This window comes from Arcicella aquatica (assembly GCF_034928825.1).
Classification (GTDB): domain Bacteria; phylum Bacteroidota; class Bacteroidia; order Cytophagales; family Spirosomataceae; genus Arcicella; species Arcicella aquatica.
The window spans coordinates 110,316-135,132 of sequence record NZ_JAYFUL010000008.1; the positions used below are offsets into that span (position 1 = coordinate 110,316).

Below are 24,817 nucleotides of genomic sequence, written 5' to 3' on the forward strand. Positions count from 1 at the left end.
CTAATGTCTTTCGCCTGAAAAGTGCTGATTATATATAGTACATCTTAGATAATCAACATGGCATCGCCATAACTAAAGAATTTATATTTCTCTTTGATAGCAATTTGATAAGCTTCCTTAATCAAATCATACCCACCAAAAGCAGAAGTCATCATCAATAAAATTGATTCTGGCAAGTGCATATTAGTTAATAATGCATTCGGGATTCTGAAATCGTAAGGAGGGAAAATAAATTTATCTGTCCAGCCTTCGATAGGTTTCAAGTGCCCATCCGCAGATACAGACGATTCTAACGCCTTCAAAACAGTTGTTCCAATTGCACAGATTTTCTTTTTGTTATCAATTCCTTCATTCACAACCTCACAAGTTTTTCCTGTGATGTTAAAATTTTCAGAATCAGTTTTGTGCTTTGTTAAGTCTTCAACATCTACTTGACGGAAAGTTCCTAAACCAACATGCAGGGTAAGTGGCGTAAAGTTGATACCTTTCAACTCTAAGCGTTTCATGATGATTTTGTTGAAGTGCAAACCTGCTGTTGGAGCCGCTACAGCACCCACGTGTTCAGCATAAATTGTTTGGTAACGCTCTTCGTCAGCCGCTTCTACTTTACGTTTAAAACGGATTTCATCTGGTAGTGGCGTTTCGCCTAATTGGTGAATCGCTTTCATCAAAGCTTTGTGGTCACCATCGTACAAGAAACGAATAGTACGTCCACGCGAAGTAGTATTATCAATTACTTCTGCCACTAAATCACTATCACCAAAATATAATTTATTACCTACTCTGATTTTACGAGCAGGGTCAACTAATACATCCCAAAGACGGTGTTCTCTATTTAATTCACGAAGTAAAAATACTTCAATTTTTGCACCTGTTTTTTCTTTCTGACCGAACAAACGAGCAGGGAAAACTTTAGTGTCGTTTGTAACCATTACATCACCGTCATCAAAATAATCCAAAATGTCGGTGAACATACGATGCTCAATAGTTTTTGTTTTTCTATTTACCACCATTAATCGTGATTCACCTCTGTTCTCTGGTGGGTACAAGGCAATGAGGTTATTAGGGAGGTCGAATCTGAACTCAGATAATTTCATTCTAATAATGTTTGCGGTTTTTTCGCCTGGAGTCATTTCTTACGGTTTTAATCTTCGGTTTTGTTTGATAACATGATTGCTACTAGGGCTTTTATCGTATAAAATCAAAACAAAAATCTTGGTTTTATACTAAAGTCTCCCACCCTATAGATAAATGACTTCAATACGATTCTTGCAAATATACAATTTCCAGATAGGGCTTGTCAATACAATATGATAATAAATTACACTTTTAGTTGATTCTTTTAGTTATTTTTTCAAATAAACCTGTATATGCTTCTTTAATAGCTCTTTTTGGCCTATAATATTTGACAATATTTTTTTCAATAAGTAATATATTTTTCTGAATTATCACAAAACCACTTGGTTTTCAATCCATATTCTAGCTTTTCTGTAGAAGTTTACACTGATTTATGTTTTGAATACAATAAATCTATCGAACAAATTCAGATTGAAATAGTTAGTTCAGAGTAACCAATTTTTATTTTCCTTATTCTTTATTAAAATGTCTAAAATTTCGATTTTTTGGTTTCGTCGCGACCTCCGCTTACACGATAATGCAGGGTTATACCATGCACTTAAAAAAGGTGTGCCAGTATTACCAATCTTTATTTTTGACAAAAATATTCTGGATAAACTCGACGATAAACATGACCGCAGAGTAGCATTTATTCACGAAGCGATAACCGAAATCCAAGCATTTTTAACGGCTAAGGGCAGTACTATTTTAGTAAAATATGGTACGCCTGAAGAAGTTTTTCCCGTGTTGCTTGATGAATATGACGTAGATACGATTTATATCAATCATGACTATGAACTGTATGCCCATGAAAGAGATGAGAGCGTCCGTGAATTTGTAACAAGCGAAGGCGTTGGCTTTAGTACTTATAAAGACCAAGTCGTTTTTGAGAAAAATGAAATCCTTTCGGGTGCAGGAACGCCTTATACCGTTTTTACACCCTATAGTCGTAAATGGAAAGAGAAGGTAAACACGTTTTATTTGAAGTCATATCCTACCGAGAAGTACTTTGATAATTTTCTTCAAACAAAGCCTTTTGAAATACCAACCTTAGCCATGATGGGATTTCAAGCAGCCAAGGCAAAATTTCCTAGTAAACAAGTGCGAGATGGTATTATTCGTAGCTATGCCGAGAACCGAGATTTCCCCGCAATCGAAGGCACTTCTAAGTTATCTGTTCATCTACGGTTTGGTACAGTTAGCATCCGTGAATTAGCACGCAAAGCTCAATCGTTATCAGAAACATGGCTGAATGAATTAATCTGGCGAGATTTTTATTTCAATATTCTTTATCACTTCCCTCATATTTCGCAAGGACAAGCTTTCAGGAAAGAGTATGACAAAATTATCTGGCGAAATAATAAAAAGGAATTTGAGCTTTGGTGTGAAGGCAAAACGGGCTATCCTATCGTAGATGCTGGTATGCGTGAATTAAATGCCACAGGCTTCATGCACAACCGTGTTAGGATGATTGTAGCTTCTTTTCTGACCAAACATTTACTAATCGACTGGCGTTGGGGCGAGGCTTATTTTGCTAAAAAATTATTAGATTTTGATTTTGCAGCCAACAATGGCGGTTGGCAATGGGCATCAGGGAGCGGTTGCGATGCGGCACCCTACTTTAGGGTTTTCAATCCGTCGTTACAAACACAAAAGTTTGATAAGCAACTGGAATATATTAAAAAATGGGTGCCAGAATTAAATACTTTCGATTATCCAGCACCTATCGTCAATCATGACTTTGCACGTAAACGGGTGTTGCCTGTCTATCAAATGGCTTTGAAGGGTTTTATAGACTAAAGACACAAGACTAAAGACTAAAGACACAAGACTTAAAGAAAGGTATTAAAACTAAATCTTTTGTCTTACTTCTAGTGTCTTTTATCTTGTAGACTATAATCCCGAAGGGATGAAAGGATTATAGCAAATAATTAATTGGTATAATCAGAACCCTGAAAGGGTGATACAATCGGGTGAAAATGTATAAGATTAAAAATTTATGTCACCCCTTCGGGGTTAGAATCTAGACATTTTTCATTTCATTTTCTATAATCCTTTCATCCCTTCGGGATTATAGAAAAGATTATAGAAAATAAATATCCCTAGCGAGGGACTTAAGTCCCTTGCTAGGGATAAGAATAAAATTTAACAGCCATGCAAACACTTAAAATTCTTATGCCTTATATCTTGTGTCTTGCTTCTAGCGTCTTATAATCTACTCCTTCAAAATATAATCCTTCAATTTTATTTCTAAATCCTGAATAGACATATTTCTAAAGATACCACCGTGATTCACGAATGATACTTCTGCTTTTTCTTCTGATACTACAATGATGGCGGCGTCAGTCTGTTCACTCATTCCAAAGGCAGCACGGTGTCTGAAACCTAAGGCTGGAGAAATTGTACCACTTTCAGAAACGGGCAGCATACAACGAGCCGCAGCGAGTCTGCCCCCTTTGATGATAACGGCACCATCATGCAAAGGACTGTTTTTATGGAAAATAGTCAATAATAATCTTTTTGATACTTCCGCATCCAATACATCGCCCGACTCGATAAACTTTTTCAAATCGTCTTCTTTTTCAATCACAATCAAAGCTCCTGTATAATTCGTTGCCATAACTTTTACCGCATCGAGTATCGACTGTAAAGTAGAGAAATTCTCTTTGGATACTTTCGGTGTGTAAAATCTTTTTAGCAAAGGATTTTCACGGAAAGAAGTAGAACGACCAAGCATCATCAAAAAGCGTCGGATTTCTTGTTGGAAAATAATCAATAGTGCCAACACACCCATATTCATGAACTGTCCTAAGATAGAAGACAGGAATTCCATTCCTAGTGCTTTAGACACCAAGTAAACACCATAAATAAGAATATAACCAAAGAAAATTTTGTTAGCAATACTTCCCTGAATCAGTTTATAAATCTGATACAGCATGTATGCTACCAATAAAATATCTAAAAAATCAATCCAATCAATCGTTAAAAAGCCTATGCGCATAAGATAATTTTTTGTTTTAAAAAGAGGTTGTAAATGTCATGCTATATGGTGCTGACGATATTTAATAAACTAAAACTAGCATAATATAACATTATATTACTGATAATCAAACAGATAAATATGCCACTTTATCTTTATCGAAAAAATAATTATCATTTCATACCCAACATGTGAGCACCATCGATACAAATTTCGGCATATTCAGCCTTTTTGGATGGCTCGCAAACACCCGGAAAATCGCCCTTACAGCCCAGCATATCCGTCATTACTTGAAAATGTAAATGAGGGGGCCAATCACCATTAATAGGAAAATCTCCAAAGAGGGCTATTTGTACACCTGCTTCAATATTTTTCCCTTCATAGAGGCCTTCAAGACATTCTTCATTCAAATGTCCGTACAAAGTATAAAAAGTTTTCCCTTCTAATTGATGTTCAAGAATGATGGTCGGACCGTAATCTCCAAAACCTTTATTGTTTTGAAAGCTATGTACTTTACCGATTAGTGGAGCAAATACTGGTGTTCCTGCTGGAGCCCAAATGTCAATACCCAAATGAATAGAGCGTCCTTCACCACTTTGCTGAAAATGTTCGCTTCTACGATAAATATAACGATTTTCGAGGTAACCACCAACGGCACATACAGCCTTTGTTTCCTTAATTTTTTCGGTAACGTACTCACTAAATAAAGCCGTATCAGACAAATTTAATTCCTCTAAATCAGCATTATTTTTTGTTAAATCAATTTCATATATGGTATCCCTCTGAAAATCAAAAGGTACTACTGGATGAAATGTATATTTTTTTATGGTTGCTAACATAAGAATAGAGATAATTTGTGTACTGAGTTTAGAGATTCACTTCAAGATAAAATAAAAACACTTCCACAAAAATTATCGGTATTTTCAACCTAAATTTCTTGTAAAAGTGTGTCGTGAATAAAAATTTATAAAAATATCAAATTTCTAATTCCTTCAAATTTACACTTTTTTAAGCAAAAAACAGGTCATTTTATTATTAAATTGCTCAAAAAGTTTATTTTTTTTACAGTTTTTTGATAAAAATGGCATTTTTATCAAAAAAGACAAATTGATACATTGAGGTATTTTGTGAAGGAACCATTCTTCTTTGCTATTCAAAATATCACTATAAAATCTGCCACTTTTTTACTAACTTGATATTTCAAAAAACCAATGTATCATCAATGCAACTAATCCTTCACTCGTTTAATCTAAAACTCCGCCATACTTTTACCATCACCCACGAATCTCGGGATGTACAACCAACGCTCATCGTAGAACTTCGCGATGGCGAATTCAGTGGTTTTGGCGAGGCTACCGAAACGCCTTATTATGGTGTTACGATGGCTAAAATGTCGGCACAATTAGAAGGCGTTCGTTCAATCATTGAAAACTACGATTTACAAAGTCCCGAGCAATTTTGGAATGATTTATATCCTCATCTAAAAGATGAACACCCTTTTGCATTATGTGCCTTAGATATTGCTGCTAACGACCTTTGGGCCAAGAAAAAAGGGCAACCTTTGTATAAACTGTGGGGATTGGATACGGCTAAAAATCCTATTACAGATTATACCATCGGAATTGATACCATTGAGAAAATGGTAGACAAAATGCAAGAAGTACCTTTTCCGTTGTATAAAATAAAATTAGGAACTAAAGAGGACATCAAAATTATTCAAGAACTAAGAAAACATACTGATGCTGTTTTTAGGGTAGATGCCAACACGGCGTGGACAGTTGAAGAAACCATTAAAAACTCGTTTGCCCTCAAAGATTTAGGCGTAGAATTTATAGAACAGCCCATGAAAGCCGACAACTGGGAAGGCATGAAGAAGGTATTTGCTGAATCTGCTTTGCCCATCATTGCCGACGAAAGTTGTATTGTGGAAGAAGACGTTGCCCGTTGCTTTGGGTTCTTTCATGGTGTAAATGTGAAATTGATGAAGTGCGGAGGCTTGACGCCTGCCCGTAGAATGATTGCACAGGCACATCAGCTAGGCTTGAAAGTAATGGTCGGTTGTATGACCGAATCAAATGTAGGCTGTTCGGCTATTGCCCAATTATTGCCTTTATTAGATTATGTAGATATGGACGGCATTTTGTTGGTAGATGACCAAATCTCAACAGGTGTCACTATCGACTACGGAAAAGTAATTTACGCACAAGAAAACGGAACTGGAGCGAATTTGGTTTAGGCTGGAAGTTGCTATAGGCTGTAAGCGATAGGCTATAAGCGATGTTTTGTACCTCATTAAAATACGTTTACTCTAATGAGAACAAGTATGATAAAATTAACAACCTGAGGCATTAGGCAAAAAAGCTTATAGCTTACAGCCTAATGCTTACAGCCTCAGAAACATGAAATACCTTACTAATAAAATTCCCAGTAATACTTTAATAAGTGACGAGCAACGCTACCTTTGGTTTAGCGGCACTTCGTATTTGGGTATTACCCACCATCCTGTTTTTAAAGAGAATTTTATTAAAGCAGTTGACCAATATGGTACATCTTGGGGTAGTTCTAGGAATAATACTGTTCAATTAAGTATTTATGACAAGGCAGAAAAAGTATTGGCAGATTTTGCAAAAATGCCTTCAGCACTAACCGTTTCGTCGGGCATGTGGGCAGGGCAATTAGTCGTTAATTTCTTAAAAAGTAAAGGCAATACTTTCTTTTTTGCTCCCAAGACTCATCCAGCCTTGTGGAATGATTTTACACAATCTTCAACGGATACTTATCAAGTTTGGGCTAAGACTATTGCAGATACCATAAAAGATTCAGAAGGTGAAAACATCGTTATTTGTAGTGATTCTGTAGGTTCGCCTTATGTTGAATATTTTGATTTTGGATGGATTAAATCGCTTCCGATTGATAAAAACATTACTGTTGTGATAGATGCTTCACATAGTTTTGGGATAGATTTACCTGAGATTCATTCAGACAATGTTCGTTTAGTGATTACCTCCTCGCTTAACAAGGCGATGGGCATGACGGGAGGAGTGATTTTTTCTGATAATGATTTTATAGAACAAATTAGGTATTTCCCAATGTTTTCTGGAGCGTCGCCCATGATGCCCGCTCTGTTAGAAGCCTTTGTTACCTCTATCGATATTTTTGATGAACAACGTAAAAAGCTATTAGAAAACATTGAATACTTCAATCATTTAATTAAGCCAGACCTTGGGATAGATTCTATCAAAAATTATCCAGCTTATTGCACGCATCAGGCAGGGTTGCATGAATACCTCAAACAACATGGTATTATGACGGCTTGTTTTCCATATCCAACAGCTAATGATTTACCCGTTACCAGATTAGTAATAAGCGCCTTGCATACCAAAGAGAATTTGGAATTATTGGCTAGGGTCTTGAATAGTTGGAAATAATTATTGATTCTCATATCACATTAATGGCAACTCACTAAATTAATAAGCTAATGAAAAAACGATACAAATCTTTAAGCGTACAGCTTTTAACTATTCTCTTACTTGTGATTTCATCTTCTATTCAAGCACAGCAACTCAACACTGAATTACTTCCGAAATTATTAGCCACCAAGCCCGAGCAATTTAAGGAGATTGTTGACAATGCGGATAAATACCGCGTTCAGATTCTTTATACACAGATTGATAGAGATAAAAAGAATCGTCCGACTTTCACTAGTTATGGTTTCAGAATCAATAACACGGAATACTTTTATCCAGCCAGTACCGTAAAGTTTCCTGCCAGTGTGATGGCTTTAGAGAAAATCAATCAACTAAATATCAAAAGACTCTCTAAAGAAACACCCATGTTTACAGGGGCTGAATACGAACGACACACTCCTGTTACAAAAGATTCTACTGCTGAAAATGGTTTGCCCTCGGTAGCACATTATATTAAAAAGATATTGATGGTTTCCGACAATGATGCTTTCAACCGTCTATATGAATTCATGGGGCAAGAAGCTTTTAATGAAACGCTTCGTCAAAAAGGTTATCAGGATACCCGTATTTATCATCGATTACAGGTAGGAATGAATCTTGAGCAAAATCGTAGAACGAATCCTATCAAATTTATGGAGGACGGTAAAGTGCTGTATGAACAACCAATGGTCGTTTCTGAAAAAAGCTATTCTTCGCCTACGCCAATCACGATAGGCAAAGGATATATGCGGGGTGATTCGTTGGTTAAAGAACCTTTCGCCTTTACGGACAGGAATTTCTTTCCATTATTAGCACAACAATCTATTCTAAAATCTGTACTTTTTCCTGAGGCAGTTTCTGCCAAACAACGTTTTCAATTGACAGATGCTGACTATCAATTCCTATATCAATATATGTCGCAAATGCCTAATGAAAGTACTTATCCGAAATACGAAGCTCCTGATTTTTACCCAGCCTATTGTAAATTTTTAATGTATGGAGGTAACAAAGATGCTGTGGTGAATCCTAACATTAGAATCTTCAACAAAGTAGGCGATGCTTATGGCTTTTTGTTGGACAATGCCTACATTGTAGATTTTTCAACAGGTGTAGAATTTATGTTGACCACAGTATTGCTTTGTAATAAAGACGAGGTTTTCAACGATGACCACTACGATTATGAAACCATAGGATTCCCATTTATGAAAAATTTAGGACAATTGATTTACAACTATGAACTAAGCCGTCCCCGTAAATTTAAGCCTGACTTAAGTAAGTTTAAGATGAGTTATGATAAGTAAAAATACTACCTTTGCCCTACACTAATTATTATCAATACACGTTCACATTTTCTCAAAACTTTTTATGAAAAAACTTATACTTACCACAGTTATTCTACTATCATTTATTACCCTTGTTCGAGCCCAAATAACTTTAATGCCTACTTTTAATTATGTTTGTAGAGGTGCAACCCTCGAACTACCCTTTACTTCCATTAGTAGTTTTCAGGCAGATAATACATTTAAGGTTCAAATTAAAGAATACTATTCAAATACTTGGACCGACCTTGTTACTACAGGTAATAGTAGTCCTTTAAAATTTACAATTCAATCCTCATTTCCAGTTAATGAATACAGCAATTATTACATTAGAATTATTTCATCTAAGCCACAAATAATTAGTAATGAATATGCAATTAACAGAATATCAACAACTCCTATTGTTAATTTAGCTGGTATTATCGATCCTGTTATTAACCCCAATAGTCAGGCAGATTTATTAATAAACGGTGTTGGAACACTACCAATTAAAGTAGTATTAGATGATAGTTCAAGTATTAATATAAGTTTTTTTGAATCGGGGAAAGGGTTTCCTATATATCCAACTACCTCCAAAGAATACAAGATAGCCTATGCTGAAAATGTTTGTGGAAGAGGTACTGCAAGTGGTAGTACCAAAGTAACAGTAAATGAAATTGGTTTGTTACTTTTATCTAATGTTGATAAAAAAACATGTACGGGTGGAATATTAAAATTACCATATTCAACAAATAACAGTTTCAATCAAGACAATAAATTTAAAGTTATTTTAAAACAGGTTTCATCAGAAAAAAAAGAATATGAGATTGATGCAACAGATAAAGGTGGATTTTTAGAAACCACTATTCCTGACTATATTACCACTGGCATGAATTATGAACTGAGGATTTCAAGTAGTAGTCCAAAAGCCACTTCCCCATCAACATTTTCAACAATTTTCATTGCCCCAACTCCTTCTGCAGAATTAACATCCTATTATTCTCCAGTCAACTTTGATGAAGATACTAGATTAAGCATTGCATTAAAAGGATTTGGCCCATGGAATATTACATTAAGTAATGGGACGTTTTTCCAAGATTTAAACACATATGCTTATGACTATCCCATTTATACTCCTGACTTTAAACTTCAAAAAACTACAGATATCAAAATAGTATCTGCTGTAAGTGGCTGTGGTGTAGCTACGATTATTCCAAAAACATTTACTATCACGGTTCTAAATAGTCAAGGCCTTAAGATTAACAATCTTAAAGAAAGCCCTAGCCTGTGTTCTGGAGAATCGTTTGAAGCCACTTATTCAACCTTTGGAGACTGGGGTAGTGACCAAGGGCTTTCCGCTTTTTTATCGGATGGACAGAATCAATTGTATGCTAAAATTGCTATTCCTGCTACATTTAAAGATGGGAAAATGAAAGTTACTATTCCTAATGATTTTTTCACTAAGACTTCATATAGTAACTTTTATTTAGGAATTATTTATAAAAATGAAAAAATAGCATATAGCCCTTTTCTTATTTCTATAAGTAGTATTCCTCAAGTAACATTTTATAATGAAAACGAAACTATTACTATTCCAAGTAGTGGCGAAGCTAACTTACCAATATTTATTAGAGGAGTGGGAAAAACAACAGTTATTTTGGATGATTCTACTTCACAAACTTTTTATCCTAATAGTATATACGGAAGTAAATTTTCTTTCCCTGTAAAAGTATTAGAAACTACTACTTTCAAAATAGCATCTTACAACAATTTATGTGGAAAGACTATTTCTACAGATAACAAGCTGATTACTATTAAAGTAATAGCTCCGCCTACAAATGCAATTTTATTAAAGAGAGCTCCAGAAAGAATTTGTGTAGGGACAAGTGCTAAAGTTTATTTCAATTTAACTGGTGTTTTCAATGCTGATAACGATTTCAAAGTAGAACTGCGTTCTAATGATGGAAAGAGTATATTTGTAGGAACGGCAAAATCATCTCCTATTGAAATTAAAATTCCAGAAAATATATTGATTGATATTTTTACCTCTTACTACATAAGAGTAGTTGCAACAAACCCTTCGTTAAGTAGCGAACAATCTAGAATTTATATTAATAAAATGCCTTCAGCTACAATAACTACATCAGCTAATATTAGTAATGGTATAATAAGTAATAAGGAAATATTTTTCGATGTAAACAAATATGAAGGTTTAAGTAGTACTAATATTTTAACGTTTTCTGATGGTTCTGTCTACACAGGAACTAGTGGATTTCGTAAATCTTTTTCGGAAAGTACAACGTTCTCCTTAGTTTCTATCAAAAATGAATGTGGCATAAATACTGATACGAAGAACAATCTGACTATCAATGTTTTTCCTTTCATCACTAAACCCACTGAGAATATCACAATATTCGGATGTACCGACAAACTTATTTCTTATCCATACTATATTGAAGGAAATATGAAAACTGGCACAACGTTTACACTGCAAATAGCTTCATCAAAAGATTCTATTTTTAGAGACATCGTCGTTAATACTTCTGATAACCCAATACAATTTAAACTTCCTTATATCTTAGAAGATGGTTCTTATTTTCTGAGGTTAGTAAGTAATACTACTCCTAAATACTATTCCGTTTGGCAATTTTTTAATTTATACCCCCCTCCTGTTATTGAGTTATCTACTAATGACGGTTCAAACATCGCTACAAGTGATGGAGAAAGTGCTATAGATTTAATTTATAAATTAAAAAAGGGTATTGCTGGAAGCATTATTACTACTGATAATTATAATCAAACCTATATTGATACTTTTTATCAAGATTTTGATAAAAATATTAAAAATCAAAAAGTCTACCCAACAAAAACAACTACTTATACTCTAAAGTCGGCAACTAATTTCATTTGTGGTTATGGAAAGGTTTCTGGAAGTGTAAAAATAACGGTTAGACCTTCTGTGAAACTAAATAGTTTAGATGCTTATACTATATGTCCAGAAAAAGATATTCTCCTCAATTGTTCTACTTTAGGTGAATTTGCTGATGATAATATTTTTAAATTTTCCTTGGTAGATGATAAGAACAACAAAACTGAAATTGGTCAAGTTAGTAAGCTACAAGGAACATTGAAGATAAAAATGCCCAAAACCTTATCCTCTTCAACTTATAAAATAGAAGTTAGTTCTACTAACCCTATTATATCAAAAGAGTTGGTTTCTTATCTAGGTGTATTGAATCTGCCTGACGTTACCATTTCGGGAAATACTATTATCAATCAAGGTCAAATAGCATATATAAGTCTTATTAATAATGTAGGTATGGCCAGTTCTAACTCAAACTTAAAATTTACGCTTTCAGATAATATAGAAAGAACCATTAATAATGGAGACCAAAAGTCGTCTATCTTCGTAAATCCCAACCAAACAACTACTTATACATTAAAGTCGGCATCAAATATATGTGGTATTGGTAAAATATCAGGAAGTGCAACAGTAATAGTGAATCCAGCTTCTGATAAAACCATTAATACAAGCCTTCAAAATAATACACGTTATTTATGCTTAGGCTCTACACAAGAATTGTCGTTTACTTATCAAGGAAGCTTTTCGACTAATAATAAATTCTCAGTTCAAATTTCTGACAAAAATGGTGATAACTATAAAAATGTAGTTTCTGAAGGGAATAGCTCTCCTCTGAAATTTAAAGTTCCTGAAGATTTACCAATTGGTGATAATTATAGAGTACGAGTAATAGCTTCAGATGTTAATGTCAGTAGTGCATCTAATATTTACCCATTGACAGTAAATACTCTTTCGACGGCTGAGTTGGATTCAACAACCTACCTTTTTAGAGAAGGTAAACCTCTAAATATGAAAATTAATTTAACAGGAACCCCTCCTTGGTATGTAAAATTTGGTTCTGACGAATTATTAACAGCTTATTCACAGGCGATTTATTCATCTCCTTATATAAGAACAATTACTCCAACGATGCCTACCTCCTATAAAATATTTGCCGTAAGTGATGGTTATTGCTTAGGCAAAGTCATAGGAACAGGAATTGCTAAGATTGAGCTTGTCACCGCTAATGAAGACCCTAGAGATTTGAATATAACAGTGTTTCCTAATCCGACATCCGACTTCGTTAAAATTAGAAGTGACTATTTTAAAAACACAAAGTTGAAGATTGTTGACGCCGTGGGAAAAGACATTTTAGAACAAGAGTTGGTTAAATCTGAAACTGTTTTGGATATCAGTGGTTTTAGCAGTGGCTTGTATTTTTTACAGTTCAACAGAGATAATAAACGGGTAGTTTATAAAATCCAAAAACTTTAATTTTATTAGTACTAAACTCCTTTCAAGTGTTAAATTTGGAAGGAGTTCTTTTTTAGGGCTTTCTTAATTAGAAATACTTATGCATTTCATTCAATAATACTGCTTTAATCATCAACGCCATGAAAAAATACTTCCTTTTATCCTTACTCATCAGTTTTGCAACTATTGCCAAACCGACAAAATCCTATAAAAAACCTTTTATAAAACATATTGCTGATTCTTCTATCACGCAAATCATCGATAGTTTTACTCAGCGGTTTGCACCTGACAAACGAACAGCTATTTTTCAAATTGATGCATACCGAAAAGACAATCAATTAATTGTAACAGGTAAAACCAACCTGATTGAAGCCAAAAATGCTTTGGTTAATCAGCTGAAAGCTCATAATACTATAGTAGATGAAATAAAAACCTTGCCCGAAGCCGAATTAGAGGACAAAATTTATGGCTTGGTAGAAGTTTCTGTTTGTAATATTCGCTATTCGCCTCGCCATAGTGGCGAGTTGGCATCACAAGCTTTGATGGGAACACCTGTGAAAATTTTAGAAAGAGAAGACAACGGTTGGCTACTTATTCAAACGCCTGACAAATACATTGCTTGGGTAGATAGAGGAGCCATTACTGCCATCAATAAAGCACAATTAACACGTTGGGAGACAAGTAATAAAATTATATACACTCGTTCGTATGGTGTTGCCTATTCTGAACCCAATGCCAATTCAGAGACTGTTTCTGATTTAGTGGCTGGCTGTATCTTGGAAATACAGGCTGAAAAAGATGGTTTCTATCAAGTAATCTTTGCGGATAATAGAAAAGGGTTTGTGGCTAAAAACGAAGCAAGTATTTATAATAAATGGCTTTCGGGACTTAATGCTACGGAAGAGAGTCTTGATAAAACATCCAAACGATTAATGGGTGTACCGTATTTATGGGGTGGTACTTCATTCAAAGGTGTTGACTGTAGTGGTTTTACTAAAACAGTTTATTTTTTGAATGGCATTATGCTCCCTCGTGATGCTTCGCAACAAGTAATGGTTGGCGAAACAGTAGATAAATCAGGGAATTGGGTAGACTTGAAAACGGGAGATTTATTATTCTTTGGCGAAAAGCGTGACGACGGTTCTGAAAGAGTAGTACACGTAGCCATGTGGCTAGGAAATGGTGAATTTATTCATGCTTCTGGTAAAGTAACTATCAGCAGTATGAATGCTACTGCACCAAATTTTGATGCTTATAACTTTAAAAGATACCTCCGCGCTAAACGAATTTTAAAAACGGGGATGGTTGGTGTCAGTCCTTTAAAGAGCGATAAGGTGTATTAATAAACAAAGCAGAATGTATTTTTAATTTTGGGGAGAAATTTAAAACCTATTAATTACCTACATCTTTGCAAATACTTGCTTTCAGCTCTTATCACTAGCGAGTGACTTAAGTCCATCGCTAGTGATAAGAGTTGGGTAAAATTACGAGCCAAAAATACCCTTAATCTTACCCCATAGTCCTTTAGATGCCTCTTTTGCTTCTTCTATTTTTTCAGCAGCCACTACTTTTGCTTCTTCAAGGCTTTCTGCTACGTCCTCTTTCAAATCGGTTAACTCCTCAATAGCGTCTTCTTTCAAGGCTTTTGCTTTAGCAGCAACATCTACGCTTTTTAGCTCTTCTATTTTTTCTGCTACAGTTTCTTTTACCGAAGCTAGTTTTTCTGAAGTATCTTCTTTTAATTCCGCTATTTTCTCAGCCGCCACTACTTTTGCTTCTTCAAGGCTTTCTGCTACGTCCTTTTTCAACTCAGTTAACTCTTCAATAGCATCTTCTTTCAAGGCTTTTGCTTTAGCAGCAACATCAACGCTTTTTAGCTCTTCTATTTTTTCTGCTACAGTTTCTTTTACCGAAGCTAGTTTTTCTGAAGTATCTTCTTTTAGTTCAGCTATTTTCTCAGCAGCAGCAGTTTTAGCTTCTTCAAATTTCTCAGTTGCCTCAGCTTTTACTTCATCAAACTTGGCAGTGGCTTCTGTTTTCAGCTCTTCCGCTTTGGCTGAAAAATCGGTATTTTTTAGCTCTTCAATTTTTTCAGCAACCGCTTCTTTTACGACCTCTATTTTATCTTTGGCTTCTTCTTTCAATTCTTCCACTTTGGCAGCAAAATCACTGCTTCCCACTTCCTCAACTTTCTCAGCAATTGTTTCTTTTACTTCTTCAAGGGTTTCTGTAGCCTCGGCTTTCAATTCAGCAGTTTTACTAGATAAATCTTCTTTAACAGTTTCAATTTTTTCAGTAGTTTCTTCAATAACTTCTGCTTTCATTTCTTCCACTTTTTCTGGAATTTCGGCTGCTTTTTCTTCAATTGTCTCTGTAGCTTCTGTAGCTAAGCTTTCTACCTTCTCAACAATTTCAGCTTTGTCTTTTGCTAATTCTTCTTTAGCTTGTTCTTCTTCTTTTTTCATAATTAATGTTTGATGTTTATTTATAACAAATATGAAAAAAATTAAGCAAACTCGCTAATAATCAACACAATAAGTTATTATATTTAACAGCGAATAAATTAAAAAATAAGAGATTACACAATTCCTCTTTGGAAAAGCTCAGAGCCCTAATCACTAGGGAGGGAATTAATTCCCTCCCTAGTGATTAGGGCTCAAAAAATATTTATGCTATGGCTTTAGAGTCATGCTATGTGTGACACATAAGAAGTCCTTAAGCTGCACCTTTTTTATTACTCTTAAAAGCATAAACCAATATTCCTATCGCAAAAAGCACTACAGGAACGCTTAACCATTGACCCATGTTAAATTCCATTTGGTTTTCAAAAGCTACTTGATTTTCTTTTAAGAACTCATAGAAGAATCTAAGAATAAATACATACAACAAGAAAATAGCGGTCATAAAACCATTGGTTGTTTTCTCTTTTTCCCTTGACCAAAACCACATTAATATTCCAAATAATACCAAACAAGATAGACATTCATACAATTGTGACGGATGACGAGGCACTACGTCGAAATAATCATGACCAAGAGATGGGTCATTAAAAAAATTAAAAGCCCAAGGTACATCCGTTTGTTTTCCTACAATTTCCGAATTCATTAAATTACCAAAGCGAATAAAAGCTCCCCCTAAAGCTGCCGTTGGCACTACTCTGTCTGTAACGTATAAATAAGGAATATTTCTCTTTTTTGAGTACAAATAAAAGGCAATCAACATACCGATTACCGCACCATGCGAGGCCAATCCTGCATAAGGTGGCGTAATCATACTAATAAAAAAATGAACTGGGTCTTTTAATAAAACTGGATATTCATAAAAGAAATAATGCCCCATTCTAGCCCCAACAACAGTAGCAATCATCGCATAAAGCAATAGTTCATCGGCTTCTTCTACTGGTCTACCTTCTTTTTTAAAGATATAACTCAATACTTGGTAGCCTGCTAAAAAAGCCATTGCAAACATTAGTCCGTACCAACGAATTGGAAAGCCGAAAATCTCAAAAATTTCTGGTGAAGTATGCCAGTCAATGTATGTTAATAACATTTGAATATGTTGATTTTAAAATAAAATTATTTTCAAAAATACTGCTTTTATATCGAAAGATTCCCTTCTGTTTGATTAAAATGCCGTGAAAATCAAGCAGATTATGATTGGAATTGAATTAGTTTTAATTACAAAAATAATATTCTCTAATTCCAAGACCTTACTTTTCTTGTCTTGATACAAGAAAAGTAACAAAAGAAAATCAAGAAATTCCGAAACTCGCTCCGCTCAAACAGCGGAATTTCGGAAAATGCTTACGCCAGCTTAATATTAAAATTTCAATCTGGTTAAAGTCTTTTTTATAAACTTAAATAGGCTTCTAAGCCTCCTTCAAGATTTCTCATGTGCTGAAAGCCTTTTTTGGCTAAGATTTTTCTGGCTATTTCACTTTGTAAGCCTGAATAACAAACAATTATAATTTCTTTATCTTTTAAATGTGCTATGCTCGCTACAGAAAGCAATAATTCATCTAAAGGAATTTGTAAACCTCCAACATCAAAATCTTCAATTTCATAGGGTGTTCGGATGTCTAAAATAGTAAGATTTGCCAAACGCTCTTTAAACTCGGTAGCCGAAATACTGGATGAATTCATGTTAAATAAAAGTGGTCTGCCTTCCGACAGACCACCCGAAAAATGCTTTTAATCGGAACAAAAGATTAATCTAACTGATTCCAAGCTAAAATACCACCTAATACATTTCTAACATTGGTATAACCATTTGCTGTTAAAAACGCTTTTGCTTGACCAGAACGAGCACCTGAACGACAATGAACAATTATTTCTTCGTTTTTCCAAGCTTCAATCTCATCCAAACGGTCAGGTAATTCGTTTAAGGGAATCAATTTAGCACCTAAATTCTGTTCCTCATATTCATATTCATTTCTTACATCAAGGAAATTGAATGTTTCGCCTTTGTCAATTTTTTCTTTAAGTTCTTCTACCGTAATATCCATTATAGTGAGATTTTATTTATTGTTAATTTTAATGACTTATCCATATTTTTCTAACAAATGTATTACGTTCATTTGAAAGTCGCAAAAGATACATTCCAGAATTTAGATGCTGTAAATTAATCGATTGACTATCAACATTTTCTTGTAAAATACTTCTCCCAAAAAGATCTAAAATTTCAACATTTTTTAAAGAAGAGTCGTTCCAATGAATTACATCAGGACTAGGGTTGGGCGAAACCACCAAGTTCTTATCTTGAATTTCTTGCTCATTTCCTAACACAACATCCAAAGGCTTCCCTCCCATGACAGGACGAATCATCATGCTTCCTCTGATAGCTTTATAAATACTTGTATCGGCATTAGCCACGTTCGACCAAGAGGTACTGATACTAAAAAAGTGTTTGTTGGTAAACTGTGTTGAGTTTTTATCTAAGCCTACAATAATCGGTTCATCATCTGTTAATTGAAGGTAACCAACATAAAAAGTATCCGTAACCGCCACAGGGTCAATCGCATATTCTATAAATCCATTCTGAATATCTGAGTACTGTACTTTTGTATAAAGCCCTCTCAGGATTTGCCCTGGCTTACCTTTGTCATTGCCCATTACTTGCAATGTAATAGCATTCCCCGCAATACTAGTGAGCGACGGTTGAAGATTAATACGAATAGCCTTCACGACATCTGCTTTATTGTTTACAAACTGTATCGCTACTCTACCAAAGCCTTTTTTCAAATACGCTCCTGCTTCGGCTGTACCATCATCATAAGCATAATAATTATCTAGTGCTACAGTAGTTGAAATTGTGTCGTTTTGGGTAAGAATGCTATTTCTAAAAGAGATATTACTAGCATCTTGTGTTCCCAAAAAGAATTTCATATTCAAATATGCCTTATCTCCAGACACTTTACTGGCAAAGTTATTTTTGAATTTGAATACTTTTGAAGCTCCCGCAGTTAAGGCATCTCGCCCTACTCGTTGGTCTTTCTGTAAGGTATCACTGCCTGCACTTAAATTGAGATTTCTTACTGAGTAATAGATATTTACGTCGTTGTTATTGCTATACAAATTGTTCACTTTTACACCTGTAGTGTCATTAATTTCGGCGGCGGGTGATGGATTTCCTGCCAAAAACTGAACCATTGGCATGGCTCTATATCGTTTCAAAACTGGCTCGATATTATCACTACAGGCAATGTCTTTTAGGTAAGAAACCCTTTCAAATTTATTGGTCTGATTATTCAGAATATTTCCTAATATATAGCCATTAATAGAGTTATCGCTTTTCTTGGCCAAGCATACATAGTCTAAATGCCACACATCAAACTGTCCCGATTTTCGACCAAAACTTTGAAAGCGAAATTGAAAATTACCATGAAAATACAAGCTAGCACGAATGGGTAATATTACCTGACTAAAATTAGCAGGGAGGTTTACGCCTTTTTGTACCCAAACGGTATTCCATGTGTTGCCGTTTGTTAAGAATTGTAACGTTAAAGAATCTGACAAATCTGGTTGTTCGCCTAGTCCTTTACCTTGCCAAAAGAAACTGAAATACAGGGAATCTGAGGGAGTATTGATTGACAAATTGATGGGTAAGGATGTAAGCGTATCGGTAGCTCCCTGTGTAAGTTGATTGGTAAAATCATAAGGAAAACCATTCGCTTGAAGTCCATCAAAAGTAGCAACATTTACCGTTGGCTGATTGACCGCTAAGGTATTATTCACAAAAACGCCTCCGCCTGTTTGCCAAAGTGAGGGTATAGCTTGTCCATTTTTTGCCGTCGAAAAATCATCAAAAAACGGAAGTGTTAAAGCCGTAATTCTAGCCCGACTTTGAGGGAAACCTTCTGCTACGTTTTGTTTAGCTGGAACCGTAAAAAACTGAGCATTTGAAATTTGATGAGTAAGCAATAAGAGTAGAAAAATAAAGAAGTGTTGCGTGAAACCACACAACACTATATTTTTTGATTGATGTAAATCAGAAGATATTTTTTTCATGAAATCGTTTAAAAGTAAAATATCAATTCGGTGGATTACCAGCTACCCAAAGGTCTACCATGTCTCCAGAATGCACTTTGTTACCATTTTCGCATTCAGGATTTTGTTTGATAATCGTTCCTGCTGGTTCTGTAGAGGTAGGGTCATAAATAACAGTACCAATCTGTAAGCCAGAGCCTTTGATAACAATCTGAGCTTCGTCATACAATTGTCCTACTACACATGGCACATCCATTTCTACTGAATCAGTTCCATTGCCTACTACCAACGTAACTTTTGAGCCTTTTGCAATTAACGAACCAGCATCGATTTTCGTACCTCCGAACTTCACTTCTAATACTTCATTTTGGCGACTATCGTTCTGATATTCTAAATCAGGCTTTAACAAACCCGATACCAATAATTGTTGTTCGGCACTCCTGACAGACATTTCTGTAAGCTTGGGCAGCTTAATCATGGGTGCTGTTTCGGTATTGATAGTCAAATAAATTTTTCGTCCTTGTTTTACTTTTGAGTTTTCCAAAGGATATTGCGAAAGTACAGTTAGAGGCTTTACACCCGCCGTAAAAGTACTGTCAGTTACTTCAAAATCAAGATTTCTTTCATCCAAAAGGTTTTCTGCCTCCTCCATTGTCAACCCTTTTAAATTAGGAACAGTAATAGCATCGCCGTGATTGGTGCTCCAAGGCAAATACACGAAGAAAAAACCAAAAAATAAAACCATTAATAACAAGGTTATGATGGCAGCATGGATATAAACGTCTTTTTTTGAATTGGTGGAAATTTTCATCATTGTTTTTTAGGGAAATATTAACGTCTATCTGTTAGCATTATTTAGTTTACAATATGTTTAAACAATTATTGGGCTTGATTATAAATAATAAAACCTATTCTCATTAGCTTACTTTTCTTGTCTTGAAACAAGAAAAGTAACAAAAGAAATTCAAGAAATTCCGAAACTCGCTTCGCTCAAACAGCGGAATTTCGAAAAGGTTTACACACTAAAATTATAAACCACTCAATTCCAGATACTTTTATTATTTAAACATACTCTTGATTAGATAATAAATCTACTTTTTTAAATATTTGAGATATTTACCAACTGATAAAGGATATTTATGTTGCAATTTACAAGATATTCATTTGAGAAGAATAGATTTCGTAATATTTTAACATATTGCATGATATTTAAGCATTCACGATTTTATGATGGAAAACAATATTATTTTATTAACCGATAGTTACAAAGTAAGTCATTACAAACAATATCCCGAAGGCACCACTCAAATTTATAGCTACTTTGAAAGCCGTGGAGGTAAATTTGAGGAAATTACTTTTTTCGGTTTACAGTATTTATTAAAAGAATATTTAGCAGGACAAGTTGTTACTCAACATAAAATAGACCGTGCTGCCAAATTGTACGAAGCGCATTTTGGGAATGCTTCTTTATTCAACAAAGCGGGTTGGGAATATATTTTGCACAATCATGGTGGACGCTTACCCATCAGGATAAAAGCCGTACCCGAAGGAAAGGTTATCCCGACCCACAACGTAATGATGACGGTAGAAAACACCGACCCAAATTGCTTTTGGTTGACTAATTTCTTAGAAACGCTTTTGCTTCAATTATGGTATCCAAGCACCGTAGCTACCATCAGTAGAGAAGTAAAAAAAGTAATAACGACATACCTTGAAGAAACAGGCGACCCTACTACGATTGATTTTAAATTACATGATTTTGGCTTTAGGGGCGTAAGCAGTGTAGATAGTGCAAGTATCGGCGGAGCAGCCCATTTGATAAATTTTATGGGAACTGATACTGTTACAGCATTGACTTTTATCCAAGCTTATTATGGAAACGAAGACGATATGTTTGGATTCAGTATTCCAGCGGCAGAACATAGTACAATAACTAGTTGGGGAAAAGACCAAGAAGTAGATGCCTATCGAAACATGTTAGAACAATATCCAGAAGGCTTGGTGGCGGTAGTAAGTGATAGTTATGATATATATCATGCCTGTGAAAAATTATGGGGAGAAGTACTAAAAGATGACATTCTAGCTAGAAAAGGTACTTTAGTAGTTCGTCCTGATAGTGGTGAACCGAAAGAGATAGTACTGAAAGTAGCGGAGATTTTAGGTGAGAAAATTGGTTTTAGCCTTAATTCAAAGGGATATAAAGTATTGCATCCAAACATCAGAATAATACAGGGCGATGGGGTAAATTATGAAAGTATTGGAGAGATTTTAGCACATTTAAAAAATCATGGTTGGAGTGCCGACAATGTGGCTTTTGGGATGGGCGGAGCTTTGCTACAAAAGGTAAATCGTGATACTCAAAAATTTGCTTTTAAATGTAGTTCTGCTACTATCAATGGCACAGAACAAGAGGTTTTTAAAGACCCTATCACCGACCACGGTAAATTAAGCAAAAAAGGCAGATTGAAATTAGTATTTGAAAACGGTACTTACCACACCAAAAAACAAGAAGAAAGCGGTGAGGATATTTTAGAAACTGTTTTTGAAAATGGAGAGATTTTGAAAGAAATTAGTTTTGCGGAGGTGAAGGGGAATAGTAAGTAGTATTGTTTTAAACAATTAGTACAATTAACACTAACTAGATAATATTTAGTTGATTATATTTGTTTAGGTATTGAACAATAGATATTTATAAAAATGACAGCTGAAAAAACTATCAATATAAAGGCTAAACTTGAGCCTACTAAAAAAGAGCTATTTGAGATTTTACTGAAAGAATCTAACTTAACGTATGACGACGTTATTGATAACGCAGTTACTCAATTCATCAGGGCTAATAAAGATTTGTTAAAAGAAGACCAAAAGAAAAAATTTAGAAATTTCTTATTAAGCAAATGAAGGTTTTCAAAACTAAAGTAATTATCGACACCAATATTCTTTTTAATGATTTTCTACATCGATACGCTCAATTCGGATTGTCAACTTCAAAGAAAGAATTAAACAATAGAAGAGATTGTAATAATGCCATAACTATTATTCGTAACAGAAGATACATCAAAACAATTATAGCCGATTTTGCATTAATGAAAGTTATCTCTTTGATGGATAAAACGAAAGTACCAAAATCAATTCAGGTTGCTGAAATAGAATACCTTCAAAAAAATCATACTATCGTTCCATTGAATGGAACATTAATTACAAAAGCTGTAAACGAAATAAAAAAGAACCAAGAAGTAAAGGATATTGAAGATGCTATGCAATATACTTTAGCAAGTACACATAATTGCTCTCATTTACTTACTCTGAATACTCGTGATTTTACTCCTTTCGATATAAAGGTTATTAAACCTGACAAGGCTAGATTAATTTATTAAAAACATGAGTCATCCCGAATTTTTCCTAAAATTGTGCGTTTTGGAGACAATTTGTGAGGTTTTCTAATTAATTATCGTCTAGTCCTTACTTTTCTTTCCTTGATGAAAGAAAAGTAACCGCGCGGCGGACCGCAAAAGAAAATCAAGAATTCCTAATCGCATCGGCGAACCGACTCGCTCCGCTCAAACAGTAGGAATTCCTTGCCCATCAATCATAAAAAAGCGGTCGAAAAACTAATTTCGACCGCTTTTTTATGATTTTTAAATTCGGGATGACTCATGTTTCCATTATCATAAGCCTAAAGCATATTGCCTACAGCTTACAGTTCAAAGCTAAATCACCCTAATCTCTCCTCCCCTTATTATTCCCTCTAAAAGGTTTCCACTCCTTATTTTCAGGTTTTACAAAAGGTTTTTTCTTTTTGTCTTTATCTAAACTTCCAGCATTGTTTGGAATAGATTCGTTCACTACAATTTTTCTTTCGTCTATTTCAGCACCATTCAATGATTCAATCGCTAATTGAGCTTCAGCATCGTTTGGCATTTGCACAAAAGCAAAACCTTTGTTCTGACGCGTAATTTTATCAATCACAATTTTAGCAGAAGTTACTTCGCCATATACTTCAAAAATCTCTTTCAGTCTTGCATCCTTCCACTTGAAAGGGATGCTTCCTACATAAATATCCATTGTTTATTATTTTATTTCAATACAAAGGTAAGCAATATACCATACTATGGATACTATTTAGAAGATTCGTTTGCTAGCTTTTCATTGTGTAAACAAAAAATGTTTATTCTCTTAGTGATTACCATATCGTTTTTCGCCTGCTAAAATTGCCACCTTCAATTTATTATCTGGTGTTGGCAACGGACAAGTAGCGTAAGGCGTAAATGCACATGGCGGGTTATAAGCTTTATTGAAATCTACATAGGTGAATCCGTCAGCATCTGGCTTAGGCACTTCCAGAAATCTACCTCCACCATAGCTGTCATGCTGGTTGGTTAAGTCGCCAAAGACCAAACTCAAATCATTGCCCGAGCTAGTTGCATCTAATGAATACTCTTTACCATCTACAGTAAACACTAATTTGCCTGGTGAATCTTGTTCATAGGTACGTCCCGTAATATCTGTAATCTTCAACTTTTTGCCTTGAGTAGGTACAAATTTGGCTTTTATGCGCCAGTTTTCACTGATTGGAAAGGTATTAATTCCTTTAAATTCTTTCAAAATCGGACTTTCTAAGTCGCGCAAACGAATAGCATATTGTTCACCTCTTTTGATAACAAACCAACGCAGAGACTTGTGTTTAAGCACTACAGGTCTGCCTTCGTATGGAAACAAAATTGTTTGATTTACAGGTTGTTCTCCATTATAAACCGAAGTATTATTATAAGCTTCAAAGGTTACTTTACCGTCTTTCAAAATAATTTTGCCCAAATTAGCATCGCTATGGTCTGATGGAAAAACTATTTTGTTTTTAGCATCACCACCAATGGTATTTTCACCTTCCTCAAGCCAAATTAAGCCTGCCAGATTTAGCCAACCATTCTCACTTTTCAAGCCTTCAATGCGTTTTTGTTGCCAGCTTTTTATTTCACTTTCATAAGGGGAATCAAGCCTAAAGGCAGAAACGAGTCCAGATAACAATATCACGGATAGGATTATACTATTTTTTTTCATGGAATTTAGATTGACTGATAAAGGTTCTAAGCAATAAACACTATATAATCTATCTTTTAAATAGATTTAATATCAAAATTAATAGAAAAATTGTAAAACGCAATTGCTTAGTGCTGTATCCT

Annotated in this window: 20 protein-coding genes; 9 read left to right on the forward strand and 11 right to left on the reverse strand. The window is 34.7% G+C overall.

What is annotated here, in order from left to right; all coding sequences use genetic code 11:
* Positions 1–44 precede the first annotated feature (44 nt).
* The gene (gene queA / locus VB264_RS07355; protein ID WP_323248068.1) at positions 45–1,097 is read right to left on the reverse strand and encodes a tRNA preQ1(34) S-adenosylmethionine ribosyltransferase-isomerase QueA; all 1,053 of its coding nucleotides are present in this window, start codon (positions 1,095–1,097) and stop codon (positions 45–47) included.
* Positions 1,098–1,602: 505 nt separating this feature from the next.
* Here queA and VB264_RS07360 point away from each other — a divergent pair.
* Positions 1,603–2,916, forward strand: coding sequence for a cryptochrome/photolyase family protein (locus VB264_RS07360; protein WP_323248070.1), 1,314 nt, complete (start codon positions 1,603–1,605; stop codon positions 2,914–2,916).
* Positions 2,917–3,331: 415 nt separating this feature from the next.
* Here the strand turns inward: VB264_RS07360 and cdaA are convergent, their stop codons facing one another.
* Positions 3,332–4,117: a diadenylate cyclase CdaA gene (gene cdaA, locus VB264_RS07365; RefSeq protein ID WP_323248071.1), complete on the reverse strand. Its 786-nt coding sequence runs from the start codon at positions 4,115–4,117 to the stop codon at positions 3,332–3,334.
* A gap of 152 nt (positions 4,118–4,269) precedes the next feature.
* Positions 4,270–4,935, reverse strand: a complete 666-nt coding sequence (locus VB264_RS07370) for a peptidoglycan DD-metalloendopeptidase family protein (RefSeq protein WP_323248073.1) — start codon at positions 4,933–4,935, stop codon at positions 4,270–4,272.
* Between the two features lie 383 nt (positions 4,936–5,318).
* Here VB264_RS07370 and VB264_RS07375 point away from each other — a divergent pair, with 383 nt between their 5' ends.
* The 5 genes from VB264_RS07375 to VB264_RS07395 all read left to right on the forward strand — a co-directional run bounded on the left by VB264_RS07375 (position 5,319) and on the right by VB264_RS07395 (position 14,498).
* Positions 5,319–6,332: a dipeptide epimerase gene (locus VB264_RS07375; RefSeq protein WP_323248074.1), complete on the forward strand. Its 1,014-nt coding sequence runs from the start codon at positions 5,319–5,321 to the stop codon at positions 6,330–6,332.
* 163 nt (positions 6,333–6,495) lie between these two features.
* On the forward strand, positions 6,496–7,524 hold the full coding sequence (locus VB264_RS07380; protein ID WP_323248076.1) for an aminotransferase class I/II-fold pyridoxal phosphate-dependent enzyme: 1,029 nt from the start codon (positions 6,496–6,498) through the stop codon (positions 7,522–7,524).
* 50 nt (positions 7,525–7,574) lie between these two features.
* Positions 7,575–8,843 carry a serine hydrolase gene (locus VB264_RS07385; RefSeq protein WP_323248078.1) on the forward strand — a complete coding sequence of 423 codons (1,269 nt, stop codon included), beginning with the start codon at positions 7,575–7,577 and terminating at the stop codon, positions 8,841–8,843.
* Positions 8,844–8,907: 64 nt separating this feature from the next.
* Complete coding sequence (locus VB264_RS07390; RefSeq protein ID WP_323248079.1) at positions 8,908–13,176, forward strand: T9SS type A sorting domain-containing protein; 4,269 nt, start codon at positions 8,908–8,910, stop codon at positions 13,174–13,176.
* 119 nt (positions 13,177–13,295) lie between these two features.
* Positions 13,296–14,498 carry a C40 family peptidase gene (locus tag VB264_RS07395; RefSeq protein WP_323248081.1) on the forward strand — a complete coding sequence of 401 codons (1,203 nt, stop codon included), beginning with the start codon at positions 13,296–13,298 and terminating at the stop codon, positions 14,496–14,498.
* 141 nt (positions 14,499–14,639) lie between these two features.
* Here the strand turns inward: VB264_RS07395 and VB264_RS07400 are convergent, their stop codons facing one another.
* The 6 genes from VB264_RS07400 to VB264_RS07425 all read right to left on the reverse strand — a co-directional run bounded on the left by VB264_RS07400 (position 14,640) and on the right by VB264_RS07425 (position 20,454).
* Positions 14,640–15,620: a hypothetical protein gene (locus VB264_RS07400; RefSeq protein WP_323248083.1), complete on the reverse strand. Its 981-nt coding sequence runs from the start codon at positions 15,618–15,620 to the stop codon at positions 14,640–14,642.
* Between the two features lie 250 nt (positions 15,621–15,870).
* On the reverse strand, positions 15,871–16,704 hold the full coding sequence (gene lgt / locus VB264_RS07405; RefSeq protein WP_323248085.1) for a prolipoprotein diacylglyceryl transferase: 834 nt from the start codon (positions 16,702–16,704) through the stop codon (positions 15,871–15,873).
* 299 nt (positions 16,705–17,003) lie between these two features.
* Positions 17,004–17,297, reverse strand: coding sequence for a rhodanese-like domain-containing protein (locus tag VB264_RS07410; protein ID WP_323248086.1), 294 nt, complete (start codon positions 17,295–17,297; stop codon positions 17,004–17,006).
* 65 nt (positions 17,298–17,362) lie between these two features.
* The gene (locus tag VB264_RS07415) at positions 17,363–17,659 is read right to left on the reverse strand and encodes a rhodanese-like domain-containing protein (RefSeq protein ID WP_323248088.1); all 297 of its coding nucleotides are present in this window, start codon (positions 17,657–17,659) and stop codon (positions 17,363–17,365) included.
* A gap of 28 nt (positions 17,660–17,687) precedes the next feature.
* Complete coding sequence (locus tag VB264_RS07420; protein WP_323248090.1) at positions 17,688–19,661, reverse strand: T9SS type A sorting domain-containing protein; 1,974 nt, start codon at positions 19,659–19,661, stop codon at positions 17,688–17,690.
* Positions 19,662–19,683: 22 nt separating this feature from the next.
* Entirely contained in the window at positions 19,684–20,454 is a 771-nt protein-coding gene (locus tag VB264_RS07425) for a PASTA domain-containing protein (protein WP_323248092.1), read from the reverse strand.
* A 416-nt stretch (positions 20,455–20,870) separates the two neighbouring features.
* On the opposite strand from VB264_RS07425, the gene VB264_RS07430 reads away from it, so the two are divergent.
* The 3 genes from VB264_RS07430 to VB264_RS07440 all read left to right on the forward strand — a co-directional run bounded on the left by VB264_RS07430 (position 20,871) and on the right by VB264_RS07440 (position 23,014).
* Positions 20,871–22,244 (forward strand): nicotinate phosphoribosyltransferase, encoded by a 1,374-nt coding sequence (locus tag VB264_RS07430; protein ID WP_323248093.1) that lies wholly within the window; start codon positions 20,871–20,873, stop codon positions 22,242–22,244.
* Between the two features lie 93 nt (positions 22,245–22,337).
* The gene (locus VB264_RS07435) at positions 22,338–22,538 is read left to right on the forward strand and encodes a hypothetical protein (protein ID WP_323248095.1); all 201 of its coding nucleotides are present in this window, start codon (positions 22,338–22,340) and stop codon (positions 22,536–22,538) included.
* Positions 22,535–23,014, forward strand: coding sequence for a type II toxin-antitoxin system VapC family toxin (locus VB264_RS07440; protein WP_323248096.1), 480 nt, complete (start codon positions 22,535–22,537; stop codon positions 23,012–23,014). Before VB264_RS07435 ends, VB264_RS07440 begins: the two co-directional genes overlap by 4 nt.
* 343 nt (positions 23,015–23,357) lie before the next feature.
* Here the strand turns inward: VB264_RS07440 and VB264_RS07445 are convergent, their stop codons facing one another.
* A complete protein-coding gene (locus VB264_RS07445) occupies positions 23,358–23,702 on the reverse strand; it encodes an RNA recognition motif domain-containing protein (RefSeq protein ID WP_323248098.1) in 345 nt (114 codons plus the stop codon).
* 111 nt (positions 23,703–23,813) lie between these two features.
* Complete coding sequence (locus VB264_RS07450) at positions 23,814–24,695, reverse strand: DUF1684 domain-containing protein (protein ID WP_323248100.1); 882 nt, start codon at positions 24,693–24,695, stop codon at positions 23,814–23,816.
* Positions 24,696–24,817 lie beyond the last annotated feature (122 nt).

Excerpts from the sequence above, each read along its gene's own strand:
- VB264_RS07370 (WP_323248073.1), bottom strand. The coding sequence starts at position 4,935 with ATGTTAGCAACCATAAAAAAATATACATTTCATCCAGTAGTACCTTTT.
- cdaA (WP_323248071.1), bottom strand. The coding sequence starts at position 4,117 with ATGCGCATAGGCTTTTTAACGATTGATTGGATTGATTTTTTAGATATT.
- VB264_RS07360 (WP_323248070.1), top strand. The coding sequence starts at position 1,603 with ATGTCTAAAATTTCGATTTTTTGGTTTCGTCGCGACCTCCGCTTACAC.
- VB264_RS07410 (WP_323248086.1), bottom strand. The coding sequence starts at position 17,297 with ATGAATTCATCCAGTATTTCGGCTACCGAGTTTAAAGAGCGTTTGGCA.
- VB264_RS07440 (WP_323248096.1), top strand. The coding sequence starts at position 22,535 with ATGAAGGTTTTCAAAACTAAAGTAATTATCGACACCAATATTCTTTTT.
- queA (WP_323248068.1), bottom strand. The coding sequence starts at position 1,097 with ATGAAATTATCTGAGTTCAGATTCGACCTCCCTAATAACCTCATTGCC.
- VB264_RS07430 (WP_323248093.1), top strand. The coding sequence starts at position 20,871 with ATGGAAAACAATATTATTTTATTAACCGATAGTTACAAAGTAAGTCAT.
- VB264_RS07390 (WP_323248079.1), top strand. The coding sequence starts at position 8,908 with ATGAAAAAACTTATACTTACCACAGTTATTCTACTATCATTTATTACC.
- VB264_RS07395 (WP_323248081.1), top strand. The coding sequence starts at position 13,296 with ATGAAAAAATACTTCCTTTTATCCTTACTCATCAGTTTTGCAACTATT.
- VB264_RS07420 (WP_323248090.1), bottom strand. The coding sequence starts at position 19,661 with ATGAAAAAAATATCTTCTGATTTACATCAATCAAAAAATATAGTGTTG.
- VB264_RS07425 (WP_323248092.1), bottom strand. The coding sequence starts at position 20,454 with ATGATGAAAATTTCCACCAATTCAAAAAAAGACGTTTATATCCATGCT.
- lgt (WP_323248085.1), bottom strand. The coding sequence starts at position 16,704 with ATGTTATTAACATACATTGACTGGCATACTTCACCAGAAATTTTTGAG.
- VB264_RS07415 (WP_323248088.1), bottom strand. The coding sequence starts at position 17,659 with ATGGATATTACGGTAGAAGAACTTAAAGAAAAAATTGACAAAGGCGAA.
- VB264_RS07385 (WP_323248078.1), top strand. The coding sequence starts at position 7,575 with ATGAAAAAACGATACAAATCTTTAAGCGTACAGCTTTTAACTATTCTC.
- VB264_RS07400 (WP_323248083.1), bottom strand. The coding sequence starts at position 15,620 with ATGAAAAAAGAAGAAGAACAAGCTAAAGAAGAATTAGCAAAAGACAAA.
- VB264_RS07375 (WP_323248074.1), top strand. The coding sequence starts at position 5,319 with ATGCAACTAATCCTTCACTCGTTTAATCTAAAACTCCGCCATACTTTT.
- VB264_RS07445 (WP_323248098.1), bottom strand. The coding sequence starts at position 23,702 with ATGGATATTTATGTAGGAAGCATCCCTTTCAAGTGGAAGGATGCAAGA.
- VB264_RS07450 (WP_323248100.1), bottom strand. The coding sequence starts at position 24,695 with ATGAAAAAAAATAGTATAATCCTATCCGTGATATTGTTATCTGGACTC.
- VB264_RS07435 (WP_323248095.1), top strand. The coding sequence starts at position 22,338 with ATGACAGCTGAAAAAACTATCAATATAAAGGCTAAACTTGAGCCTACT.
- VB264_RS07380 (WP_323248076.1), top strand. The coding sequence starts at position 6,496 with ATGAAATACCTTACTAATAAAATTCCCAGTAATACTTTAATAAGTGAC.